The following is a 19,938-nucleotide window of genomic DNA, read 5'->3' as shown; positions in this document are numbered from 1 at the left end:
GGTCAGCCCTTCATCGCCACGGCCGGCGGCGCCGACTCGTCACCGGTGAGGCTCTTCTGCGCGGTGGCCGTGAAGTCGGTCCCGCTGCCGGTCAGCTTGGCCTGGTACATCGGCTGGAGCAGCGCGTGGTCGGCCGCCCGGATGGTCATCTTGCCCTTGACCCCGTCGAAGCTCCAGCCCTCCAGCGCGGTGACCATCTTGTCGACGTCGTCCCCACCCTCCTCGACGGCGCGGACCACCATCTGGGCGGCGGCGAAACCGTCCGGGTGGAACAGGTCGAGGGTGTTGACCTTGGCTTTCAGCGCCTTGCTGGCCTCGGTGTCGCTGGCACCGTCGAAGTAGTGCGACAGGAAGGAGATCTTCGCGCCGGCGGCGCCGAAGGTCGGCCACGAGGCACGGATGTCCAGGCCGGTGACGACAGTGGTGGACGAGAGCACGCCCTGCTGGTCGAGGGTCTGCCACATGGCCGGGGCGGTCGTGCCCGCCCACGCCACGAAGAGCAGGTCCGGCTTGGCGGCCTTGATCTGGCTGGCGAACGGGGTGAACTCGGTGGCACTGGCCGGGGCCCGGACACTGCTCACGGTCGCGCCCGCGCCACCGATGACGGTCTTGACGGCCGCCTCGTTGGCGTCGCCGAACGCGCCGTCCTGGGCGAAGACCACGACCTTCTTGCCGGCCGGCTCGATGAACGACCTGGCGGTCACCACGTCCTGGTAGGACTGCCGACCGGAGCGGAAGGTGTACTTGTTCGCGCCGGTCACCGCGTCCGTGGCGGCCGGGCCGGAGATGAACAGCACCTTGTTCTGCGCCGCGATCGGGGCGACCTGGAGTGCCACGCCGGAGGCGGTGGAGCCGGCAATGATCTTCGTGCCCTTGCCGATCAGGTCCTTCGCCGCGGAGACCGCCTTGGCCGGGTCGCCGGCGTCGTCGGCCTCGGTCAACTCGATCGTGCGGTCACCGACCTTGCCGGTGCCCTTGGTGGCGTAGTCCAGCCCCGCCTTGAACCCTTCGATGTACTGCTTTCCGTAGCTGGCCAGCGCTCCCGACTGGGAGTACACCAGGCCGACCTTGACCGGTGCGGCGCTGTCGCCGCCGCCGGTGGCGGTGTCCTGCGGGCTGCCACAGGCCGTGGCGGCCAGCGCCGCCGCCATCATCGTGGCGGCGGAGAGGAACACCCGCCGCGTCGTCCGGACCGTCATTGCGACTCCACATGAGGACTCGGAGGGAGAGAACTTCTTCGTGACGGCTCACGCTAGAAGTGACGTCACCCACGAGCTATGTGGCGGAAACACACAAGTAACAGGAATGAGGTGGCCGGAGGTTACAACGGACTCTCCTACCAGCCGGGAGGCCACGCCCTCGATGGCCCCTGCCCCCACGGACCGCCCGAGCCGTGTGTCGCCCCGCGCCATCCCGCGTCGATCGGCAGACCGTCAGAAGACCCCAACACGTACGCACTCGCACGGCGCAGGTTGGCCGTTCCCACTCCAGGGTCGCGGGCGAACAGGAAGATTGTCTGGTGCGCCGGTTCTTCCGCAATCCCGTGCGGCTGGTGCCGTTCGCGTTCCTGGTGCCGATCCTGCTCGGTACCGGGTTGCTCATGGCGCGCTGGTCGACAGTCGAACACGGACGCCCACCCGTGGTCACCGCGCTCTTCACCGCCACCTCGGCCGTGTCGGTCACCGGCATGGCGATCACCGACACGCCGAACTACTGGTCCGGCTGGGGACTGCTGGTGATCACCCTGCTCACCCAACTCGGCGGCCTCGGCATCCTCACCGTCGCGGCGCTGGTCATCCTGGTGGTCTCCAGGCAGCTCGGGCTGCGCAACCGGCTGCTGGTGCAGGCCGAGTCGGCGGAGTTCGGCATCGGTGACGTGGGCCGGTTGCTCCGCCGGATCGCGCTGACCGTCTTCGCCTGCGAGGCTGTGATGACCGCGCTGGTCGCCGGTCGGCTCCGGCTGGCGTACGACTACCCCGTCGGGCGGGCACTCTGGTCGGGCGTCTTCCACGCCGTGCAGGCGTTCAACAACGGTGGCTTCGCGCTGTACAGCGATGGCCTGCTGGCCTTCAGCCGTGACCCGTGGGTGTCGCTGACCCTGGCGGTCGGCGCGATCATCGGTGGCCTCGGGTTTCCCGCGCTGTTCGAGGCGGTCCGGGAGTGGCGTCAGCCCGCGCACTGGGCGGTGGCGACGAAGTTGACCATCTGGGGCAGCGTGGTGCTGCTGCTGGTCGGCTTCGCCGGCCTGCTCGCCGCCGAGTGGACCAACGCAGCCACGATCGGCCAGTACGACGTGCCGGGCAAGATCCTCGCGTCGTTCACCCAGATCGCGCTGAGCCGCACCGGCGGCTTCAGCATCCTGAACATCGCCGCCCTCCAGGAGGAGAGCTACCCCCTGCTGATCGTGTTGATGTTCATCGGCGGCGGCAGTGCCAGCACGGCCGGTGGCATCAAGGTCTCCACGTTCTTCCTGTTGGCGTTCACCATCTGGGCGGAGTTGCGGGGTGAGCCCGACGTGACGATCGGGCACCGGCGGGTGGCCACCGCGAGCCAACGGCAGGCGCTCACCGTGGCGCTGCTCAGCGTCGCGTTGGTGATCACGGGGACCATGGTGTTGCTGCTGCTCACCGAGGGCGTCCGCCTCGTCGCGGCGTTGTTCGAGATCACGTCCGCGTTCAGCACCACCGGTCTGACCATCGGCCTGGCCGCCGAACTGCCGGCCGGCGGCCAACTGGTGCTGACCGTCCTGATGTTCATCGGCCGGGTCGGGACGCTCACCCTGGGCTCGGCGATCGCCCTGAACACCCGACGCCGGCTCTACCGCTATCCCCAGGAGCAACCCATTGTCGGATAGGGCCCGTTTCGTAGGGACTGGCACTAGCAGCAGGGAGGGCCGAGGTGTCGGCTAGACAGGCGGACAGCGGCGGCATCGTGGTGATCGGGCTGGGTCGATTCGGTTGCCACCTGGCCGGGTCGCTGAACCGAATGAACCGCGAGGTGTTGGCGATCGACCGGAGCCCGACGAAGGTGCAGCGCTGGTCGGCGCAGCTGGACCGGGTGGTTCAGGCCGACTCGACCGAGGAGGGTGCGCTGCGGCAGCTGGGCATCAGCGGCTTCGGGCGGGCGGTGGTGGCCATCGGGGCGTCGGTGGAGGCCAGTGTGCTCACCGTGCTGGCGCTGGTCGAGCTGGGTGTGCCGCAGATCTGGGCACGGGCCACCTCGCAGAAGCACGCCAAGATCCTGGCGTCGGTGGGCGCGCACCACGTGATCTTTCCGGAGGCGGAGACCGGAGAGCGGGTCGCGCACCTGATCGTGAGCCGGTTGCTCGACTTCATCGAGTTCGACGACGACTTCGCCATCGCCACCGTCCGGGTCCCGGATTCCCTGGTCGGTCGTACCCTGCTCGACCTGAGACCGGAGAAGCGTTTCGGGGTACGCGTGATCGGCGCCAAACTGCCGGGCGAACGCTTCCGGTACGCCTCCGACGACACGGCACTCCCTCAGGGCGGAGTGCTCATCGTCGAGGGTGGAATCGACCAGGTGCAGCGATTCGCGGGGATGCAGTGACCTGACGCGCCGGGCCACCCCGTCATTTCCGGTGACCACCCGGCCCCTTGGTCACCTTTCCGCTTTTCCCGGACCACCACCCGGGGCCTTCGGCTTTCCGGGAGCCTTCGGCGGCTTCGGCTGCTTGGCCTTCGTCGCACCGCCGCCCGACCCGGAGCCGCTGCGCACCGTCGCGGCCTTGGGCGGCGCCTTCACCGTGGCGGCCTTGCTCGCCGGGGCCGTGGACGGCGCACTGCCGGCGACCCCGGACACCCGAACCCCGCAGGTCGCCTCGCCCAGCCGAAACTCCACCGGCAACGCGTTCGCCCCGCTGTACCTACCCGTCAGGGTCACCTTCTGCGCGGCACCAGCAGCCAGGGTGGTGTTCGGGGCCGCCGGCCGGATCAACACCGTGCTCCCCTGCTGGTGCACCGGCGCGGGCTCCGCCTTCGTCACCTTCTGCTGCCCGGGAAAGGTGAAGCTCATCGTCCAGTCCCGCAGCTCACGGCCACTGGTGTTGGTCAGGGTCAGCTCGGCGGCGAACTCGGTGCCGGAGTCTGCGCGCAGCGCGTACGCCACCTCGCAGGGCGCCGCCGCCGGCAGGCCCATCCGAGCCTGGGTCGTCGGCCGGTCCCCGCCGCTGGCCGGGCTGCGCGAGGTGAACCCCCACATAGCCCCGGTTACCGCGATCAGCCCGACGGCGGCCACTCCGGCCTCCACCCGGCGACGCCGGGTCACCCGCTGCCGGGTCCGACGGTCCCGGTTGCGGGTCCGCGACAACGGCAACGCGTCGGTCGCCGCCGACCAGGGCAGGATCGTGGTGCGCGCACTGCCGAGCATCGCCGGGTCCAGGGGCCCAGCGGCCGGGGAGACCGGCACCGCCGCGAGCATGCCGGCCGCGTCGGCGAGCGTCCGGGTCAGCTCGGCGGTGGTCGGCCGGTCTGCGGGCCGCTTGGCCAGGCATCGTCCGACCAGGTCGGTCACCCCGTCGGGCAGGCCCGGGACGGTGGGCATCGGCTCCGGGTCGTTGTACATGTGGGCGCGCAGCATCTGGGTGGTCGTGCTGGCCTGCCACGGCAGTCGGCCGGTGAGCATCCGGTAGAGCAGCAGCCCCACGGCGTACACGTCGGTGGCCGGGGACACCTGGCCGTTGTCCAGCCGTTCCGGGGCGAGGTACGCCGGAGTGCCCAACAGCGCGCCGTCCGGCCCCTTCTCGCTCTCCCCGACGAGCGCGGAGATGCCGAAGTCGACCACCTTGACCCCGGTCGGGGTGAGCATGACGTTGCCCGGTGTGACGTCGCGGTGCACCACACCACGGGCGTGCGCGGTGGCCAGCGCCGAGCTGACCTCGGCGCCGATGGTCACCGCGTCCCGCCACGGCAGCCGGGTCTCCCGGCCCAACCGGCTCGCCAGTGAAGCGCCGTCGACCAGCTCCATCACCACGTACGGCACGGTCAGCCCGACCTGCTCGGACTCGCCGTAGTCGTACACGTTGGTGATGTTCGGGTGACAGAGTCGCGCGGCGGCCTGCGCCTCGATCCGGATGCGGTGGCGGAAGGCCCGGTCGCTGGCCAGCCGGGAGGCCAGCACCTTCACCGCGACCTGGCGGCCGAGCACCTCGTCGTAGCCCCGCCAGACCACCGACATCCCGCCCGCGCCGAGCTGCTCGATCAGTCGGTACCGCTCATCGAGCAGCTGCGCGCCGTTCCGGTCCCCACCACCCATGGTGAGCGTTGTTGCCCAGGAACGGCCCGGCTACACCTGGAGGATCGGAATCGGTCAGGATGTCACCCGTTCAGGCGGTGGCCAGCAGTTGGTCCACCGGGGCGTAGTCGTCGGTCAACACCATCGCCGCACCGACGAAGTCCGTCAACGCCGCGCCGGAGAGCAGGCTGACCCTCGGGTCCACCTCGGCCAACCGGGCGCGGACGGCTTCCAGCGGCAGCGGCGCGTCGGAGCCGACGATGAGGAAGTTGGCACCCTGCTCCTCGGCGAGCGCCTCCGGCGGCGCGATCAACGCGACGTGCCCGAACTCGGCGGCCACCGTGGCCAGCTCGGCGCGGATGAACCGCAGCGGCGGGTAGTCGATGACGTTCTGCACGTACACGCCGCCGGGACGGGTCACCCGCCGCACGTCGGCGGCCATCTCCCGGGTGGCCAGGTGCCAGGGCACCACCAGGTGCCCGAACGCGTCACCGACCACCAGGTCACGGCTGTCGGTCGGCTCGCCGGCGACCAGCATCCGGGCGTCACCCACCACCGCCCGCAGCTGCGGGCCCGGCCGTACGCCAAGCTCCTGCTCGCCCAACTCGACCAGCCCACCGTCGATCTCGAACACCAGGTTGTCGGTGCCCGGGCGGGTGGCGGTCAGGTAGCGCGGCACGGTGAACCCACCACCGCCCAGGTGCAGCGCGTCCAGGCCCTGACCGGCCGGCGCGGCGACGTCGGCGACAGCGCCGATCCACTTCGTGTACGCGTACTCCAGGTGCTTCGGGTCGGCGAGGTCCACGTACGAGTGCTGGGCCGAGTTGAGCAGCAACGTCCGCCCGCTGGGCCGGGCCGGGTCCGAGGTGACCCGGGCGCAGTGGTACGCCGTCTCGATGTCGCACGGGTTGGGTGCCACGGTGCTCAGCCCCGCCCCGACCAGGCCGAGCACGGCCAGTGCGGCCCGAACCCGGGCCGGACCGGGCAGCTCGGTGGGCTCCTGCCGGCGCAGGTACCACCCGAGGCCGATGCCGACCAGCCCGAGCGCGAGCGCCAGTGCCAGCAGGATGACGGTGCTGCGTAGGGCGGCGACCAGCACGAACCCGGTGAGCAGGGTGGCGGTGATCCCGCCCAGGGTGCCGATCCCGGAGAGCCGCCCGACCACCTGGCCGGTGCGGCGCAGGTCGGCGAGCTGGAGTTTCACCACCAACGGGGTGACCGCCGCCAGCAGCGCGGCTGGCACGAACACCGCCAGCGCGACGAGCAGCAGGATGCCGCTGGCCGCACCACCGCGCAGCACCTCACCGGCGTACCGGACGACGGGCAGGGTGACCGCGGTGGCGATGCCGGCCAGCACCAACGCCGGCGCCAGCAGGCCCCGCGGGTTGCGCCGGTCGGCCAGCCAGCCACCGGACCACGCCCCGTACGCGATCGCGGCCAGCGCGATGCCGATCACCGAGCTGGTCACCTGGAGGGTCACCCCGACGTACGGGCCGACCAGGCGCAGCGCGACGGTCTCCAGCACCAGCACGGCACCACTGGAGAAGAAGACCAGGAAGGCGGCCAGGCCGTTGGGCAGCGCCCGGCCGGTGGTCGGCACGGGCGGGGCCGGGGACACCGGCGGGGCCGCTACGTCGGACGGTGGGGAGCTCATCGTCGCGATGGTACGCAGCGAAGCTGGTGCTTCGGGTCAGTACATCGAGAGATGAACATGGTTCGTGTGGGACGCCGCCGGAGAGCCGCTCCCACTGTACGAACGCCATCCGGTGCCGGGGTGCCAGATCTGCCGATACCAGATCACGTAGAGCACGCCCAGCCGGTCGGCGTTGCGCACGTGCCAGGCGGCCAGGCTGTCCCCGTACGCCTTGTCGCCGCCGGTCGCGTTCTTGTCCTCGAAGCCGTTCGTGGCGGCCGAAAAGTCGCAGGCCCGCCCCTTCGGGTGCTCGCCGCTGCCACCGCTGCGCTTGCAGGAGACGTGCCGCTTGTAGCCGGCCGCCTGGGTCTGCTTGAGCGCGTTGAGGGTGCGCGGAGTGATGCATCCGGAGGTGGTCGGGTCCTTCACCGAGCAGGATTCCGACGGCCAGGACCCGTCGGAGTTACGCGGCGCCGGCTTCGCCGAGGCGGAGCTGCCACCGCTGAAACCGTTGCTGCCGCCGGAGCTGACCTCGGCGAGCGCCTCCTCGGCTTCCTTCTTCTTCTTCGCCATCACGGCGAGCTGCTTCTGCTGCTCGCGGACCTCGGCGTCGATGGCGACCTTGGCCTGCTGCGCCTGCTGCCGGGCTTCGGTGAGATCACGCAGCCGCTTGCTGTCCCGCTGAGCCATCAGGTCGAGGTCGCCGGCGCGTTGCAGGAACGCCTCCGGCGTGGCGGTGTTGAGCAGCATCGAGACCGCGCTCAGCCGACCCACCCGGTACGACTGGGCGGCCACCTCGCCCACCTGGGCGGTGAGCCCGACCAGCCGACCCTCCATCGTCGTCAGCTCGCCGGTCAGCGCCGTCTGGCGACGCTTGGAATTGTCCAGTTTGGCCTTGGCCTCGATGTGCCCCCTGGCGGTCAGCTCCAGCGCGTCCTGCAGCTTCTTGCTGCCACCCTCGCCCGGCTCCGCGTACGCGGGCGCAGCGGCACCGCCGAGCACCAGCGCGACGACGGCGAGCAGGGCGAACAGAGCGCGGCGACCGAGCCGCGGGCGGAGCCTGGTCCTGGGCACGAAAGCATCCTTCCGTTGACCGCCGGCCCCCGATGAACACTGCACGGCGACGCCGGTCGGCGGCCTGCTGGCGGAGACCGCCGGTCACGATACCGGACTACAGCCCGGTGACCAGCCCCCTGACCCTCGAGCTGTCCCGATGTCGACGCAGCGTCCCAACGCGGTTGCGCAGCGCGCCGATCAGGTGCTGAGCAGAGCGTCGCGCACCTCGGCCCAGACCTGTTCGTTGGCCGCGACGAGCAGGCCGCGGCCGTCGTCGGCGGGGTGGTAGTCGACGCCGTCGAACCGGCGGGCGACACCGCCGGCGGCACGGACCAGCAGGGTGCCCGGGGCGTGGTCCCAGGGCAGGGTGCGCCAGAAGATCACGAACTGCTGCTCGCCGGTGAGGATGTCCAGGTATTCGCGACCGGCGCAGTGCTGGCCGGGCAGCAGCTCACCGAGCCGCCGACCGCCCGCCCGGACCCGGTCGCGGGTCTCCGACGGCAGGAACCGGGTCATCGCCGCGCCGCGCAGCTCGCCGAGCGGCGGCACCGAGCCGGCGCCGTCGACCGGCCGACCGTTGAGCAGGGTGCCCTCGTCCGCCCAGCCGGCGGCGAGAGTGTCGGCGAGCGGGTCGAGGATCCATCCGGCGGTCGGCCGCCCGTCGCTCAGCAGCGACACCATCAGGGCGAACGGCCTCCGACCGGCGGCGAAGTTGGCGGTGCCGTCGACCGGGTCGACCAGCCAGACGTCCCCGCCGTCGCGCAGGTGCCGCAGCAACCCCGGGTCGTCGGCGACGCCCTCCTCGCCGACCACCATCGAGCCCGGCCGCAGTCGACGCAACCCCGCCGAGAGCAGCTCCTCGGCCCGGCGGTCGGCGACGGTGACCACCTCGCCGGGCGCCTTCTCCGACACGTCATCGTCGTCGAGCTTGCGGAACAGCGGCAGCACGACCTGGTCGGCGGCCTCCCAGAGCAGGTCGCCGACGTCGTCCAGCAGGGTGTCAGCCACGCGGCGGCAACTTGACCACGCTGACGAAGAACTCGTCGATCTGGCGGACCACCGAGATGAAGCGCTCGAAGTCCACCGGCTTGGTCACGTAGGCGTTGGCGTGCAGCTGGTAGCTGCGCAGAATGTCCTCGTCGGCCTGCGAGGTGGTGAGCACCACCACCGGGATGCGCCGCAGGGTCTCGTCCTTCTTGATCTCCTCCAACACCTCCCGGCCGTCGCGCCGGGGCAGGTTGAGGTCGAGCAGGATCAGGTCGGGTGCCACCGCGTCGGCGTACTGGCCCTCCTGGCGCAGGTAGGCGAGCGCCTCGGCCCCGTCGGAGACGACGGTCAGCCGGTTGCGCAGCTTGTGTTCCTCGAACGCCTCCTGGGTCATCAGCACGTCACCCGGGTCGTCCTCCACGAGCAGGACCTCGATCGGGCTCTTGCCATCCGCCGGCGCGGTCATCCCACCGTCTCCCTCATGTCACCCGTTCTACCGCTTTCCGTCGCCTCGTCGGCCCGGTCCGGCTGGTCTGACTCGCCTGTCTGCTCCGTCAACGCCGCCGGAGCCTCGGTCGAGGGCGTCACGTCACCCACGGTCAGGGCGTTCGGCTGCGCCGCAGAATCGGCAGCGGCGGCGGCTTCGACGTCCCCGGGGAGTGCCGGCAGGGTGAACCGGATGGCGGTGCCCTCCGGCACGTCGGTGTCCACCCAGACGCGGCCGCCGTGATACTCGACGATCTTCTTGACGATCGCCAACCCGATGCCGGTGCCCGGGTACGCGTCCTTCGAGTGCAGCCGCTGGAAGATCACAAAGATCTTGTCAGCGAACTCCGGCTCGATCCCGATGCCGTTGTCCTGACAGGTGATCTCCCACTCGGCGCCCACCAACCGGGCCGAGACGTGCACCTTCGACGTGACGTCCGGACGGCGGAACTTGATCGAGTTGCTGACCAGGTTGGCCAGCAGGTTGGTGAGCAACGGTTCCTCACCCGAGATCACCGGCAGCTCGGTCCAGGTCAGCTCGGCGTCGGCGTACTGCCGGGCGGCCTCGGTCTGGCCGGCCACGTCGCCCATCACCTTGTTCAGGTCGACCTCGACGAAGCCGGTGGTCAGCCGCCCGATCCGGGAGAACGCGAGCAGGTCGTTGATCAGGCGTTGCATCCGTTGCGCGCCGTCCACCGCGAAGGCGATGTACTGGTCGGCCCGCTCGTCGAGCTGGCCGGCGTAGCGGCGCTGGAGCAGCTGGCAGAAGCTGGCGACCTTGCGCAGCGGCTCCTGCAGATCGTGAGAGGCCACGTACGCGAACTGCTCCAGGTCACGGTTGGACCGGGTCAGCTCCTCAGCCTGCTTCTGGAGCTGACTGTTGACCCACTCGATGCGCTCACGGGCGGCCCGGACCTCGGCCAGGTCGGCGGCGATCTTCTGCCGCATCGCGTCCACGTCCTCGCCGAGCCGGACGAACTCCGGCGGGCCGGTGGTGGCGATGCCGTGCTGGTAGTCACCCTCGGCGACCTCGCGGACCTGGTCGGCGAGCCCGATCAGGGGCCGAATGACCATCCGGTCCAGGGAGAGCACCAGCAGCGCCCCGGCCACGACCACCACCAGTGCGGCGACGATCAGGAGGACGACCAGCACGTTGCTGCTGGTGCGGACGTTGGTGGCGGCCTGCTCGCGGGCGGTGAGGATCTCCTCCTGCAGGCCGTTCACCGCCGACCGCACCTGGTCGAACTGCTGGCGGGCCTGCTCGGTGACCAACGCCTGGCCGGCGCTGGTGCCGTTCTGCTCGGTGGTGGTGATGACCGGCTCCGCGACCGACTGCCGCCACTGCTTCGCCTGCTCCTCGACGATCCGCAGCTCCTCGCCGATCTGTGGATAGTCGTCGAGCAGCGTCCGCATCGAGGCGACGACGATCTTCTCCTGATCCAGCCCTTCCCGGTAGGGGGTCAGGTCGGCCGGATCACCGCTGACCGCGTACCCCCGGATCGCCGTCTCCTGGTCGAGCAGCGCGTTGAGCAGCTCCTGCGACTGCACCCGCAACGGGCCGGTCTGGTTCAACACGGCGTCGATCTGGGTGCGGTTGCGGGCGGCCACCGCCGCCTCCGCGCCGGCCAGGCCGACCAGCAACACGCCCACGACGGCGAGCAGGGTGATCACCCGGCGGCGCAGACTCCAGCCGCCGACAACCGGCTTCACCGGCCACCACCCCTCGTGACCAGCAGCATGGCCACATCGTCGGCGAGCGGGCCACCGTTGAGCTCCTCGGCCCGGCCGACCAACCAGGCCGGCAGCTCGGGCAGCGACACCGTGCGGTTGGCCGGCTCGTCCAGCAACCCACTGAGGCCCGGCACGTCGAGGCGTTCGTTGCCGGCGCCCACCCGCCCCTCGATCAGGCCGTCGGTGTACATCAGCAGAGACCAGTCATCGGTGTCGAACTCCAGGTCGTAGGCGATCGGCCGGCGGGGTCGTACGCCCAGCAACCGGCCGCCGGGCGCGGGCACCGGGGCGACCCGACCGCCGGAGAGCAGCAGCGGTGGTGGGTGCCCGGCCAGCCGGACGGTGGCCCGGTTGGCGTCCAGGTCCAGTCTGACGGTGGCCACCGTCGCGAAGATCTCCTGAAGGCGACGCTCACTCATCAGCACCTGTTCCAGGGCGGGCAGCACCTCGTCGTCCGGCACTCGGGCGAGCACCAGGGCCCGCCAGGCCACCCGCAACTCGACTCCGAGCGCCGCCTCGTCCACCCCGTGCCCACAGACGTCGCCGACGATCAGGTCGAGGCGGTCCGGGTGGGTCTGCACCACGTCGAAGAAGTCCCCGCCGATCAACGCGGCGTGCCGGCCGGGCCGGTAGAAGGTGTGCACAGCCACCTGGTCGGTGGTCATCAGCGGCTGGGGCAGCAGGCCACGTTCGAGACGGGCCGACTCGGCCTGGCGCAGCTCGACCTCGCGCAGGCGGCGGGCGTTCTCGTCGGCGCGCTTACGTTCCACGGCGTAGCGCAGCGCCCGGGTCAGCAGCACCCCGTCGACCTGACCCTTGACCAGGTAGTCCTGTGCGCCCTCGGCGACCGCCACGACGCCCAGGTGCTCGTCCGTGCGGCCGGTCAGCACGCAGACCGCGGCACCGCTGGACATCTCCAGCAGTCGGCGCAGCCCATCCAGCCCCTGCGCGTCCGGCAGGCCCAGGTCGAGCAGCACACAGTCGACGTCGCCGATGCGCTGCCGTGCCTCCCGGAGGCTGGTGGCGACCAGCAGGTCGATCATCGAGTTCGTCTCGGCGAGCAGCTCACCGACCAGGAAGGCGTCGCCCTCGTCGTCCTCCACCAGCAGCACCCGCAACCGCTCACCCGGCGGCAGGTTGGCGTGCCGCGCCAGGCCACCGTGCGGGTACGGCACAACTGGGGAACCGGCCAAGCCGGGCCCCCGCTGCGGCCGGGTCACCGCCGCGAGACGCGGTAGTTCGCTGGTGATGTCGGGCTCCTTCCGAGTGCCCTGCTGATCCTGTATTAGACAACGGTCGCACACAACACGACGGCTGCGGCGCGGGCGGGATGGGCCGCATCACTGCCCCCCGATGACAAACCGGGCGGCTGGTTGACGCGGGGCGACCGGCCATCCCATTCGCGGCCACCGACGGGCAGGATGATCCCACCCCAGGCCCCACCACCCCCCGAGGAGTTCCCGTGGGCGCACCCACCACCCCGGCCGCGACGGGCACGCCGCCCCGTCCGATTCCGGGCGTACCCCCTGCCAACCGTGCGTTGACCCGGCCGCGTCGGCGGCTCGTGGCCGCCGCGGCGGCTCTGGTCGCGCTGGCCGCGCTCGGCGCCGGCAGTCTGCTCGACCTGCGCACCCCGGCCCCGAAGCCGGTCGACGCGCCGGCCGACGAGTTCAGCGCCGGCCGGGCGTACGAGGACGTCCAGGTGATCGCCGCCCGGTCCCACGTGGCCGGCAGCCCGGCCAACGAGCAGGTCCGGGCGCACCTTGAGCAGCAGTTGCGGGGGCTGGGCCTGGAGACCGAGGTGCAGGACACCGTGGCACCGGAGGCCGGTCAGCTCAGCGGGGCGGCGGGCGGGGCGACAGTGGCCCGGGTCCGCAACGTGGTGGCCCGGCTGCCCGGCACCGACTCGACGGGCCGGGTCTTCCTGGTCGCCCACTACGACTCGGTGCAGACCGGGCCGGGTGGCAACGACGACGCGGCCGGCACCTCGGCCATTCTGGAGGTGGCCCGTGCGCTGACCACCGGCCCCCGGCCCCGTAACGACATCGTCTTCGTGCTGACCGACGCCGAGGAGGCGTGCCTCTGCGGGGCCTCCGCGTTCGCCGCAAGTCATCCGCTGGCCGCCGACGGCGGTGTGGTGCTCAACCTGGAGGCGCGGGGCTCCACCGGGCCGGTGATCATGTTCGAGACGTCCCGGAACAACGCGAAGCTGGTGGACATCTTCGGCCGGGCGGCCCCGCACCCGGTCGGCACCTCGTTCGCGGTGGAGATCTACCGCGCGCTGCCCAACGACACCGACTTCACCGCCTTCCTGGATCAGAAGTTCGTCGGGCTGAACTCGGCGTACATCGACGGAGGGGCGATCTACCACACGCCGTTGGACACTCCGGCCGCTGTGGACCAGGGCAGCCTCCAGCAGCATGGGGACAACGCGTTGGGCCTGGCCCGGGAGTTCGGCCGCATCGACCTGACCGACCTGCGCTCCGGGCAGGACGCCACCTACTTCCCCGTCCCCGGTGGGCTGGTCCGCTACCCCGGCTGGCTCACCCTGCCGCTGGCCCTGCTCGCGTTGGCCGCGGTCGTCGCCCTGGGCTGGCTGATCCGCCGGAGCGGCCGGGCCAGCACCGGCCGGCTGGCCGCCGGCTTCGCGCTGACCCTGGTGCCGATCGTCGCCGCGCCGATCGCCGCCCAACTGCTCTGGCTGGCGATCACCACGATCCGACCGGGGTACGCGGAGCTGCTCGACCCGTACCGGCCCATCTGGTACCGGCTGGCCGTTGTGGCGCTCGCCGCCGCCATCCTGTTCACCTGGTACGCGCTGACCCGCCGCCGGATCGGCCCGGCCGCGCTCGCCGTCGGCGGGCTGGCCTGGCTGGCCCTGTTCGGGGTGCTGCTCGCCGTGGCGGTGCCGGGTGGGGCGTACCTCACCACCCTGCCGGCGCTGGCCGGCGCCATCGGTGGGCTGGTCGCGCTGCGTACCCGGCAGACCGGGCCGTGGCCGGTGGTGGCGGTGACGGCCGCCGCAGCCGTCGGTGTGGTCATCCTGCTGCCCACCGTGGTGCTGCTCTTCCCCGCGCTGGGGATGGCGATGGGCGGGGTGGCGGCGCTGGTCGCGGTGCTGCTCGGCCTGGTCGCCCTGCCGGTGGTCGACCTGCTGCACCCGCAGGCCGGCGGCCAGCGCGGAATGCTGGCGCTGCGGGCCCGGCGGCTCGCGGTGCTGCCGGCCGGTGCCGCCGCCGTGGCGACGGTGGTGCTCGCCGGGGTCGGCCTGGCCGTGGACCGCTTCGACGCCGCCCACCCCGCGCCGACCCACCTGATGTACGCCATGGACGCCGGCACCGGCCAGGCCCGTTGGCTCAGCCACGAGAGCGGCCCCCAGCCGTGGACCGACGGCTATGTGGACGGGGTGACCGACGTCGGCGACGACTTCCCCGGGCTCGGCGGCGGTGAGCTGCGGGCCGGCCCGGCGCAGGCGGCGAACCTGCCGGCCCCGAAGCTGGAGGTGGTCGCCGACGCCACCTCGGGTGGCGAGCGCACGCTGCGGCTGCGGCTCACCCCGCAGCGGGTGGCCCGGCTCGCCACCCTGCACGTCGACACGTCGACCGCCACCGTGCTGCGCGCCGAGGTGGCGGGACGGTCGGTGCCGGTGGAGCCCCGGGAGGGGAAGTGGGGCTTCGGGCTGGTGTTCCACGCCCCGCCGGCCGAGGGTGCCGAGGTCACGTTGACGGTGCGGCCAATCGCCGGGCAGGTGGCGCTGCGGGCGATGGACGCCAGTGACGGCTTGGACGCGCTGCCCGGCTTCCGCCCCCGGCCGCCGGCTGTCGGCATCGTCGGGTCGCACAGCTCGGAGATGCTGGCGGTCGCCCGCACCTATCAGTTCTAGAACGACGACGGCGGGGGACCGTCTCCGGTCCCCCGCCGTGTCACCGTCTCACCGTCTTCGACGCCCCCGGGGGGTGAGGCTCCGTCCGATCTTGTGCGAGGCTTCGGCGGTGACTGACCTCCGCATCCGCGCAGCCACCTCGGCTGATTCCGATTTCCTGGTCGACATGCTCGTGGAGGCCGTGAACTGGCTGCCTGAGCGCAACTGGTCGCGCGAGCAGATCCTGGCGAATCCCGCGCTCGTGCACTACGTCAGCGGTTGGATGCGGCCAGACGACTTCGGCCTGATCGCGGTGGACCCGGCCGATTCGCCAGTCGGCGCGGCCTGGTTCCGCTATCTGACCGCCGCCGACCCTGGTTACGGGTACGTGAGTGACGACGTGCCAGAGCTGACCATCGGCGTGGTGGAAACCTGGCGGGGCCGAGGTGTGGGGCGGACGCTTCTGCGGGCCGTTCTGGATGCCGCGCGGCAACGTGGCATCCGCACGGTGTCGCTGAGCGTGGAGCGGGCGAACTTCGCCGCCAGGCTGTACGCCGCTGAAGGGTTTCGCACGGTCGAGTCATTCGAGGACGCGGACACGATGGTCGCCGACCTCAGCGCCTGACACGCACCGTTCCCCCGCCATGCCTTGAGAGCCCTAGGGCCCCAGCACCACCGGCCAGCGCAGCGCTCGACAGCGTCAGGCCGACCATGCCTGGATGACGTCGTCAGGTCCCCAGACCAGGTCCACGGCCCCCGGCGGGAGGTCGGCTCCGGAGCGGCTCACCACGACCAGGCCGCTGGCCCCGGGCTGAAAACCCGGGATCAGCGGGGCGTGACGCCGCAGTTCGTCGAGATGGTGCCGGTCGAACGGGCCGTCCTGCCATTTGATGGAGCCGGCGAAGGCGACGCGGGAGGCGATCGGGGCACGATCGGCTCCGACAAGATCGATCTCCGGGTTGGACTGCCGGTTCCACCAGCCGCCCACCTCCCACGCGTCTGTCCAGGGCAAGCCTCCGGCGCCAGCGGAGATGGCGAGCGCATCGCGGATGATCGGTTCGACCGCGTTGCCCCGCCAGGAGGACCACCGACTATCGATGATGGTGCGAGCGGCCGCTGACCGGTCACGCAGAACCAACTGATGCACGTCGCGCAGGATGGCCAGGTACAGGCGCAGGTTGCTGTCGGCGATCCGGTACTGAGCCAGTTTGCTGGGCCTGGTGGACAGCGGCTTGTCGACAGCGAGAACCTGTTTCTCCTCGACGAGCCGGTGAAGCAGTGGGGACAGGGTGCCGGAGCTGACCGGACCGCCGCGGTCCCCGGCGGCGGCGGCGATGTTGCTGAACGTGCGCCCGCCCGCTCCGCCAACTGCTTCCAGGATGCGCCGGGCAGTGTCCGGGGCGGGAAACTCCGAGGCCAGGGACTGTTCGGGAACAGTGAACAACGCTGACGTCTTGTTGGAGATCTCCTGGGTCAGGAAATCAGCGGGAGGTGTTCCCGGGGACCACTCCAGCGCCACACCGGGCAACCCACCGGTGATCAGGTGCGCGTCGATCGCGTCCGCGCCGCTCAACCCGGTCACGGCGGCGGTTTCGGCAGGATTGAACGGGCCGAGGACCATGTTCGTGGCCCTGCCGTAGAACGGACGGTCGTACTCGGTGAACCGCTGCATCATGTGCAGATCACTGCCAAGCAGGAGTAACAGCACTGGCTTGCCGGAGATGAGCCGGTCCCAGGCAACTTGAAGGTGCCCGTCGAACGTCGCGTCCTGCTCGGAGATCCAGGGCAGTTCGTCGAGGACGACCACACTCGGCGTGTCGGGCAGGACGCCTGCCAGGACCCGCAGCATGTCTCCCCAGCCACCGGCCGGCGGCTGGGACGGCAGGAGGTCACGACCCTCTGCGCTGAGCAGCGACGAGTCGCGCAAGGCGCCGAGAAAGTAGGCAACGGCTTCGATGCTCGATGCGCCCTTGACTGCGGTGTAGAAGCAGTACGGCAGATCGACCCGGTCGCACAACTCCTGCACCAACCGCGACTTGCCCACCTGGCGGCGACCGCGGATAGCGACAGAGCGACCCTTGCCGGTGCGCTTCACATGATCAAGTTGCTTGCCGAGCAGGTCGAGTTCCGTCCGGCGACCGACGAACATCGACCCTCCCGAAGCTAGACTCAATCTTACTTCGGATCAGTCTACCTAAAGCCAGGGTTCGGTACGGTTGCGCGCAGGGTTGATCCACTCGACTTTCAGGAAGTCGGGGTATCCCCGGCACCCTGACACCGCGACTTTCAGGAACCCGAGTGGATCAGACCGTCGTGGCCGCAGGTCAGCGGTCACTCTGGGGCTACTTCCAGCGGTATTGATCTAGCCAGGGGGCGTAGTCGATCAAACCGGACGACTGCGGGTCTGAGCTGCTGCTGCGCCTGGCATGGATGGTCAACGATGGTCGTCGTTGGCTCTCGTTGGACGGCCTGGATACGGCATGATCTTGAGCCCGCAATGAGCACGGACTCGGGTACCCACGACGCATAATGCTGAGCATGTCTGCAACAACACCCCTGTGGGTACCGTTGCTCGTCGCTTGCCTCGGGCTCCTCGGGACGATTGGCGCTGCCGTACTAACCCACGCCTGGACCGCGCGCCGAGAGACCGTCCGATGGGAGCGCGAGCTAGCCGAGCGTGATGGGGAACGGAATCGGGAAGAGCGCGCCCGCTGGCTGGCGGAACGCAGGACGCTCTACTCCGATTTCAAAAACGCTCTAGACGACTTCATAACGAAGGTAAATGATGGTCACCATCTGTTGGCTTCAACAGGCAAGCGATGGACGCCGGAAGCAGAGGAATCAGCGGACGCATCCCTTACGCAATGCGAGGCTTTGTATCGGGATTTGCAAATGCTGGCTCCGATTCATTTGACAGCGGATGCAGAGGTTCTACTGGAGATGTACAGGGACCGGTTCCACGGAGTGATGCACGGCGAGACGGCACCTTTGCCCGTCCAACGCGCCGCAGAGGTCACTCGTTCCCTTCGGGAGAAGATGCGGGAGGACCTAGGGATCGCCGACGGCGACTGACCGCCCCTCGTTTTGACCAAGTCGGGCGAGACTGAACGGTCCCCTGCCGCGCCTCCCCTAGCCATCCTGTCGGCCTTCGTCCGCACCTTGGTGGAGTGGGTGGGGCCTGCCTGGTCAAGGTGGAGCACCCCACTGTCTGAACGACCTTGACCAGGCAGGCCCCACCTGCTCGGCTTCGCCCGGACGGAGGTTGTCGGGATGGCGCCAACCATCCTGGAGTGCCTGAACGCCCCGCCGGAGGCACGCCCTGGTCGTCGCCTTCAGCATCGAAGCCCCGGATCTGCCACTCACCATGGCGGCCCGGGGCTTCTTCGTGTGTCGCGCCGCCGGCGGGGCTGCAACCGTTCGGGGTGCGCCTCGTGCGCTTGCGCTAAGAGGCGCGGGGTCCCCGATCGGCGACCGGTTTCGGTCGGCCCCTGGTCGGCGGCGCGCGCGGCCTGCGAAGCGGGCCGCCTTGACCTCGTACAGAAAGTTCTCACAACATGGGGATCACCCTGGATGACCTCCGAGTCCTGGCTGCCTAGACGATCAACCACCGGACTGCGTGTCGATGCCCCCCGATCACAACATCTCGCCCTCCCTGTCACAGCCGGAAGAACTGGCCGCAGCATGCCTAGGCATGTTGCGGGTAGGCGTGCACCAGGAAGCGTTGCCATGTGGTACCACAGGCAGTACCATCGAGGCGTGCCCTCGGTAAACAAGATCATTGAAGCGATGCGAAGCAACCCGCAAAACATCGCCTACAACGATCTCAAGAGGGTCTGCAAGCACTACTTCGGGGAGCCCCGACAAGACGGGACCTCCCACGCAGTTTTCAAGATGCCGTGGGCGGGGGACCCGCGTGTGAATATCCAAGACGACAAAGGCAAGGCAAAGGCATACCAGGTACGGCAAGTGCTAAAGGCGATCGAGAAGAAGGAGGCCATGTGATGCAGACCGTTGCCGATCCAGAGGTGACTCACTACACCTACCGCGTTACATGGTCGGCCCAGGACAACGAGTTCGTCGCCACCTGCGCTGAGTTTCCTTCACTTTCGTGGCTGGCTTCCTCTCAAATCGAGGCACTGCAGGGACTCGAACAGCTACTACGTGAGGTGATCGCGGACATGGAGCAGCAAGGCGAGGAGGTGCCGGAGCCATTCGCCGAACGTAGCTACTCAGGAAAGTTCAATGTCCGCGTCGGAGAAAGCCTGCACCGCGAGCTGGCAACCCACGCTGCCGAAGATGGACTGAGCCTCAACCAATATGTCGTACGGAAGCTAACAGCAGCCTGATCAACGCGAAAGGCCCGGCTCCCACAAGGAAGCCGGGCCGATGCATTTTTATCGGCGGAATAAGATTAAAGCACTCGCATGGTCCGCTTCAGCATGTCCACCTCAAGGACACCGCCCTTTTGCTCGCGAAGCCGCCGCCAACGGCCTGGAGACGGCATGATCTTGTCACAGACACCCGCCATCCCCCGGAGCCGCAGGTGAGAGCGCATGAAGTCACTACTTCCAGCGGAAGTGGACGAAGAGGCGGCCGAAGTTCTTCGAGTCCTTCTCCACGCGGTGGTAGAGCTGCTTGACGTCCTTCTGGTCGAGGAACCGCAGCACCCGCTTCTTGAGCTGGCCGGACCCCTTGCCCGGAATGATCTCGACGAGGGTGGCCTTCTTCGCCACCGCCTCGTCCATGATCCCGCGCAACGCGCGGTCGATGTCCTGGCCCTTGTTGAAGATCTCGTGCAGGTCCAGCTTGAGCTTCATGCCGCAGCCCCCGGCCGGTCAGGTCCCATGTCCGCCATCCTAGGCACGCCGGGCGGCCGGCCCGTCGAACGGTCAAAGGGCGGCCGGCCCACGCAACGGCCACAGGGCGGCCGCAG

At 69.9% G+C, this 19,938-nt stretch carries 17 protein-coding genes; 7 read left to right on the top strand and 10 right to left on the bottom strand.

The annotated features are described in order from the left end of the window. Positions 1-2: 2 nt before the first annotated feature. Positions 3-1,199: a substrate-binding domain-containing protein gene (locus V6U86_RS04150; RefSeq protein WP_334498561.1), complete on the bottom strand. Its 1,197-nt coding sequence runs from the start codon at positions 1,197-1,199 to the stop codon at positions 3-5. Between the two features lie 320 nt (positions 1,200-1,519). Between V6U86_RS04150 and V6U86_RS04145 the strand changes: the two genes are divergently transcribed. Both V6U86_RS04145 and V6U86_RS04140 read left to right on the top strand, forming a co-directional pair. After that, positions 1,520-2,854 (top strand): TrkH family potassium uptake protein, encoded by a 1,335-nt coding sequence (locus tag V6U86_RS04145; protein ID WP_334498559.1) that lies wholly within the window; start codon positions 1,520-1,522, stop codon positions 2,852-2,854. 44 nt (positions 2,855-2,898) lie between these two features. Then, positions 2,899-3,567 (top strand): potassium channel family protein, encoded by a 669-nt coding sequence (locus tag V6U86_RS04140; protein WP_334498557.1) that lies wholly within the window; start codon positions 2,899-2,901, stop codon positions 3,565-3,567. Positions 3,568-3,618: 51 nt separating this feature from the next. On the opposite strand, the gene V6U86_RS04135 is transcribed toward V6U86_RS04140, so the two are convergent. The 7 genes from V6U86_RS04135 to V6U86_RS04105 form a co-directional block, all read right to left on the bottom strand. Continuing rightward, positions 3,619-5,271: a serine/threonine-protein kinase gene (locus tag V6U86_RS04135; protein WP_334498555.1), complete on the bottom strand. Its 1,653-nt coding sequence runs from the start codon at positions 5,269-5,271 to the stop codon at positions 3,619-3,621. A 70-nt stretch (positions 5,272-5,341) separates the two neighbouring features. Next, on the bottom strand, positions 5,342-6,904 hold the full coding sequence (locus V6U86_RS04130; RefSeq protein WP_334498553.1) for a fused MFS/spermidine synthase: 1,563 nt from the start codon (positions 6,902-6,904) through the stop codon (positions 5,342-5,344). 36 nt (positions 6,905-6,940) lie between these two features. After that, a complete protein-coding gene (locus tag V6U86_RS04125; protein ID WP_442934873.1) occupies positions 6,941-7,957 on the bottom strand; it encodes a coiled-coil domain-containing protein in 1,017 nt (338 codons plus the stop codon). Positions 7,958-8,137: 180 nt separating this feature from the next. Beyond that, complete coding sequence (locus V6U86_RS04120; RefSeq protein ID WP_334498551.1) at positions 8,138-8,947, bottom strand: inositol monophosphatase family protein; 810 nt, start codon at positions 8,945-8,947, stop codon at positions 8,138-8,140. After that, positions 8,940-9,392, bottom strand: coding sequence for a response regulator (locus V6U86_RS04115; RefSeq protein ID WP_030329776.1), 453 nt, complete (start codon positions 9,390-9,392; stop codon positions 8,940-8,942). The genes V6U86_RS04120 and V6U86_RS04115 overlap by 8 nt, the downstream gene beginning before the upstream one ends. Then, the gene (locus V6U86_RS04110) at positions 9,389-11,122 is read right to left on the bottom strand and encodes a sensor histidine kinase (protein ID WP_334498546.1); all 1,734 of its coding nucleotides are present in this window, start codon (positions 11,120-11,122) and stop codon (positions 9,389-9,391) included. The genes V6U86_RS04115 and V6U86_RS04110 overlap by 4 nt, the downstream gene beginning before the upstream one ends. Continuing rightward, a complete protein-coding gene (locus V6U86_RS04105; RefSeq protein WP_334498544.1) occupies positions 11,119-12,318 on the bottom strand; it encodes a PP2C family protein-serine/threonine phosphatase in 1,200 nt (399 codons plus the stop codon). The genes V6U86_RS04110 and V6U86_RS04105 overlap by 4 nt, the downstream gene beginning before the upstream one ends. A gap of 287 nt (positions 12,319-12,605) precedes the next feature. Between V6U86_RS04105 and V6U86_RS04100 the strand changes: the two genes are divergently transcribed. Both V6U86_RS04100 and V6U86_RS04095 read left to right on the top strand, forming a co-directional pair. Beyond that, on the top strand, positions 12,606-15,026 hold the full coding sequence (locus tag V6U86_RS04100; protein ID WP_442934872.1) for a M28 family peptidase: 2,421 nt from the start codon (positions 12,606-12,608) through the stop codon (positions 15,024-15,026). Positions 15,027-15,135: 109 nt separating this feature from the next. Continuing rightward, positions 15,136-15,630 carry a GNAT family N-acetyltransferase gene (locus V6U86_RS04095; RefSeq protein WP_334498542.1) on the top strand — a complete coding sequence of 165 codons (495 nt, stop codon included), beginning with the start codon at positions 15,136-15,138 and terminating at the stop codon, positions 15,628-15,630. A 75-nt stretch (positions 15,631-15,705) separates the two neighbouring features. On the opposite strand, the gene V6U86_RS04090 is transcribed toward V6U86_RS04095, so the two are convergent. Then, positions 15,706-17,154, bottom strand: coding sequence for an ATP-binding protein (locus V6U86_RS04090; protein WP_334498540.1), 1,449 nt, complete (start codon positions 17,152-17,154; stop codon positions 15,706-15,708). A 389-nt stretch (positions 17,155-17,543) separates the two neighbouring features. On the opposite strand from V6U86_RS04090, the gene V6U86_RS04085 reads away from it, so the two are divergent. From V6U86_RS04085 to V6U86_RS04075, 3 genes are all read left to right on the top strand, one after another. Next, positions 17,544-18,077, top strand: coding sequence for a hypothetical protein (locus tag V6U86_RS04085; RefSeq protein WP_334498538.1), 534 nt, complete (start codon positions 17,544-17,546; stop codon positions 18,075-18,077). Positions 18,078-18,761: 684 nt separating this feature from the next. Continuing rightward, entirely contained in the window at positions 18,762-19,007 is a 246-nt protein-coding gene (locus V6U86_RS04080; protein ID WP_334498536.1) for a toxin HicA, read from the top strand. Continuing rightward, positions 19,007-19,351: a type II toxin-antitoxin system HicB family antitoxin gene (locus tag V6U86_RS04075; RefSeq protein ID WP_334498534.1), complete on the top strand. Its 345-nt coding sequence runs from the start codon at positions 19,007-19,009 to the stop codon at positions 19,349-19,351. Before V6U86_RS04080 ends, V6U86_RS04075 begins: the two co-directional genes overlap by 1 nt. A gap of 216 nt (positions 19,352-19,567) precedes the next feature. On the opposite strand, the gene V6U86_RS04070 is transcribed toward V6U86_RS04075, so the two are convergent. Continuing rightward, a complete protein-coding gene (locus tag V6U86_RS04070; RefSeq protein WP_007465523.1) occupies positions 19,568-19,822 on the bottom strand; it encodes a Smr/MutS family protein in 255 nt (84 codons plus the stop codon). Positions 19,823-19,938: the final 116 nt, after the last annotated feature.

It is taken from the genome of Micromonospora sp. CPCC 205558 (genome assembly GCF_036902955.1).
Lineage (GTDB): Bacteria > Actinomycetota > Actinomycetes > Mycobacteriales > Micromonosporaceae > Micromonospora.
The sequence above is the reverse complement of the archived record's forward strand: the minus strand, read 5'-3'. Positions and strand labels throughout refer to the sequence as shown.

Excerpts from the sequence above, each read along its gene's own strand:
- V6U86_RS04090 (WP_334498540.1), bottom strand. The coding sequence starts at position 17,154 with ATGTTCGTCGGTCGCCGGACGGAACTCGACCTGCTCGGCAAGCAACTT.
- V6U86_RS04135 (WP_334498555.1), bottom strand. The coding sequence starts at position 5,271 with ATGGGTGGTGGGGACCGGAACGGCGCGCAGCTGCTCGATGAGCGGTAC.
- V6U86_RS04115 (WP_030329776.1), bottom strand. The coding sequence starts at position 9,392 with ATGACCGCGCCGGCGGATGGCAAGAGCCCGATCGAGGTCCTGCTCGTG.
- V6U86_RS04070 (WP_007465523.1), bottom strand. The coding sequence starts at position 19,822 with ATGAAGCTCAAGCTGGACCTGCACGAGATCTTCAACAAGGGCCAGGAC.
- V6U86_RS04085 (WP_334498538.1), top strand. The coding sequence starts at position 17,544 with ATGTCTGCAACAACACCCCTGTGGGTACCGTTGCTCGTCGCTTGCCTC.
- V6U86_RS04075 (WP_334498534.1), top strand. The coding sequence starts at position 19,007 with ATGCAGACCGTTGCCGATCCAGAGGTGACTCACTACACCTACCGCGTT.
- V6U86_RS04130 (WP_334498553.1), bottom strand. The coding sequence starts at position 6,904 with ATGAGCTCCCCACCGTCCGACGTAGCGGCCCCGCCGGTGTCCCCGGCC.
- V6U86_RS04150 (WP_334498561.1), bottom strand. The coding sequence starts at position 1,199 with ATGACGGTCCGGACGACGCGGCGGGTGTTCCTCTCCGCCGCCACGATG.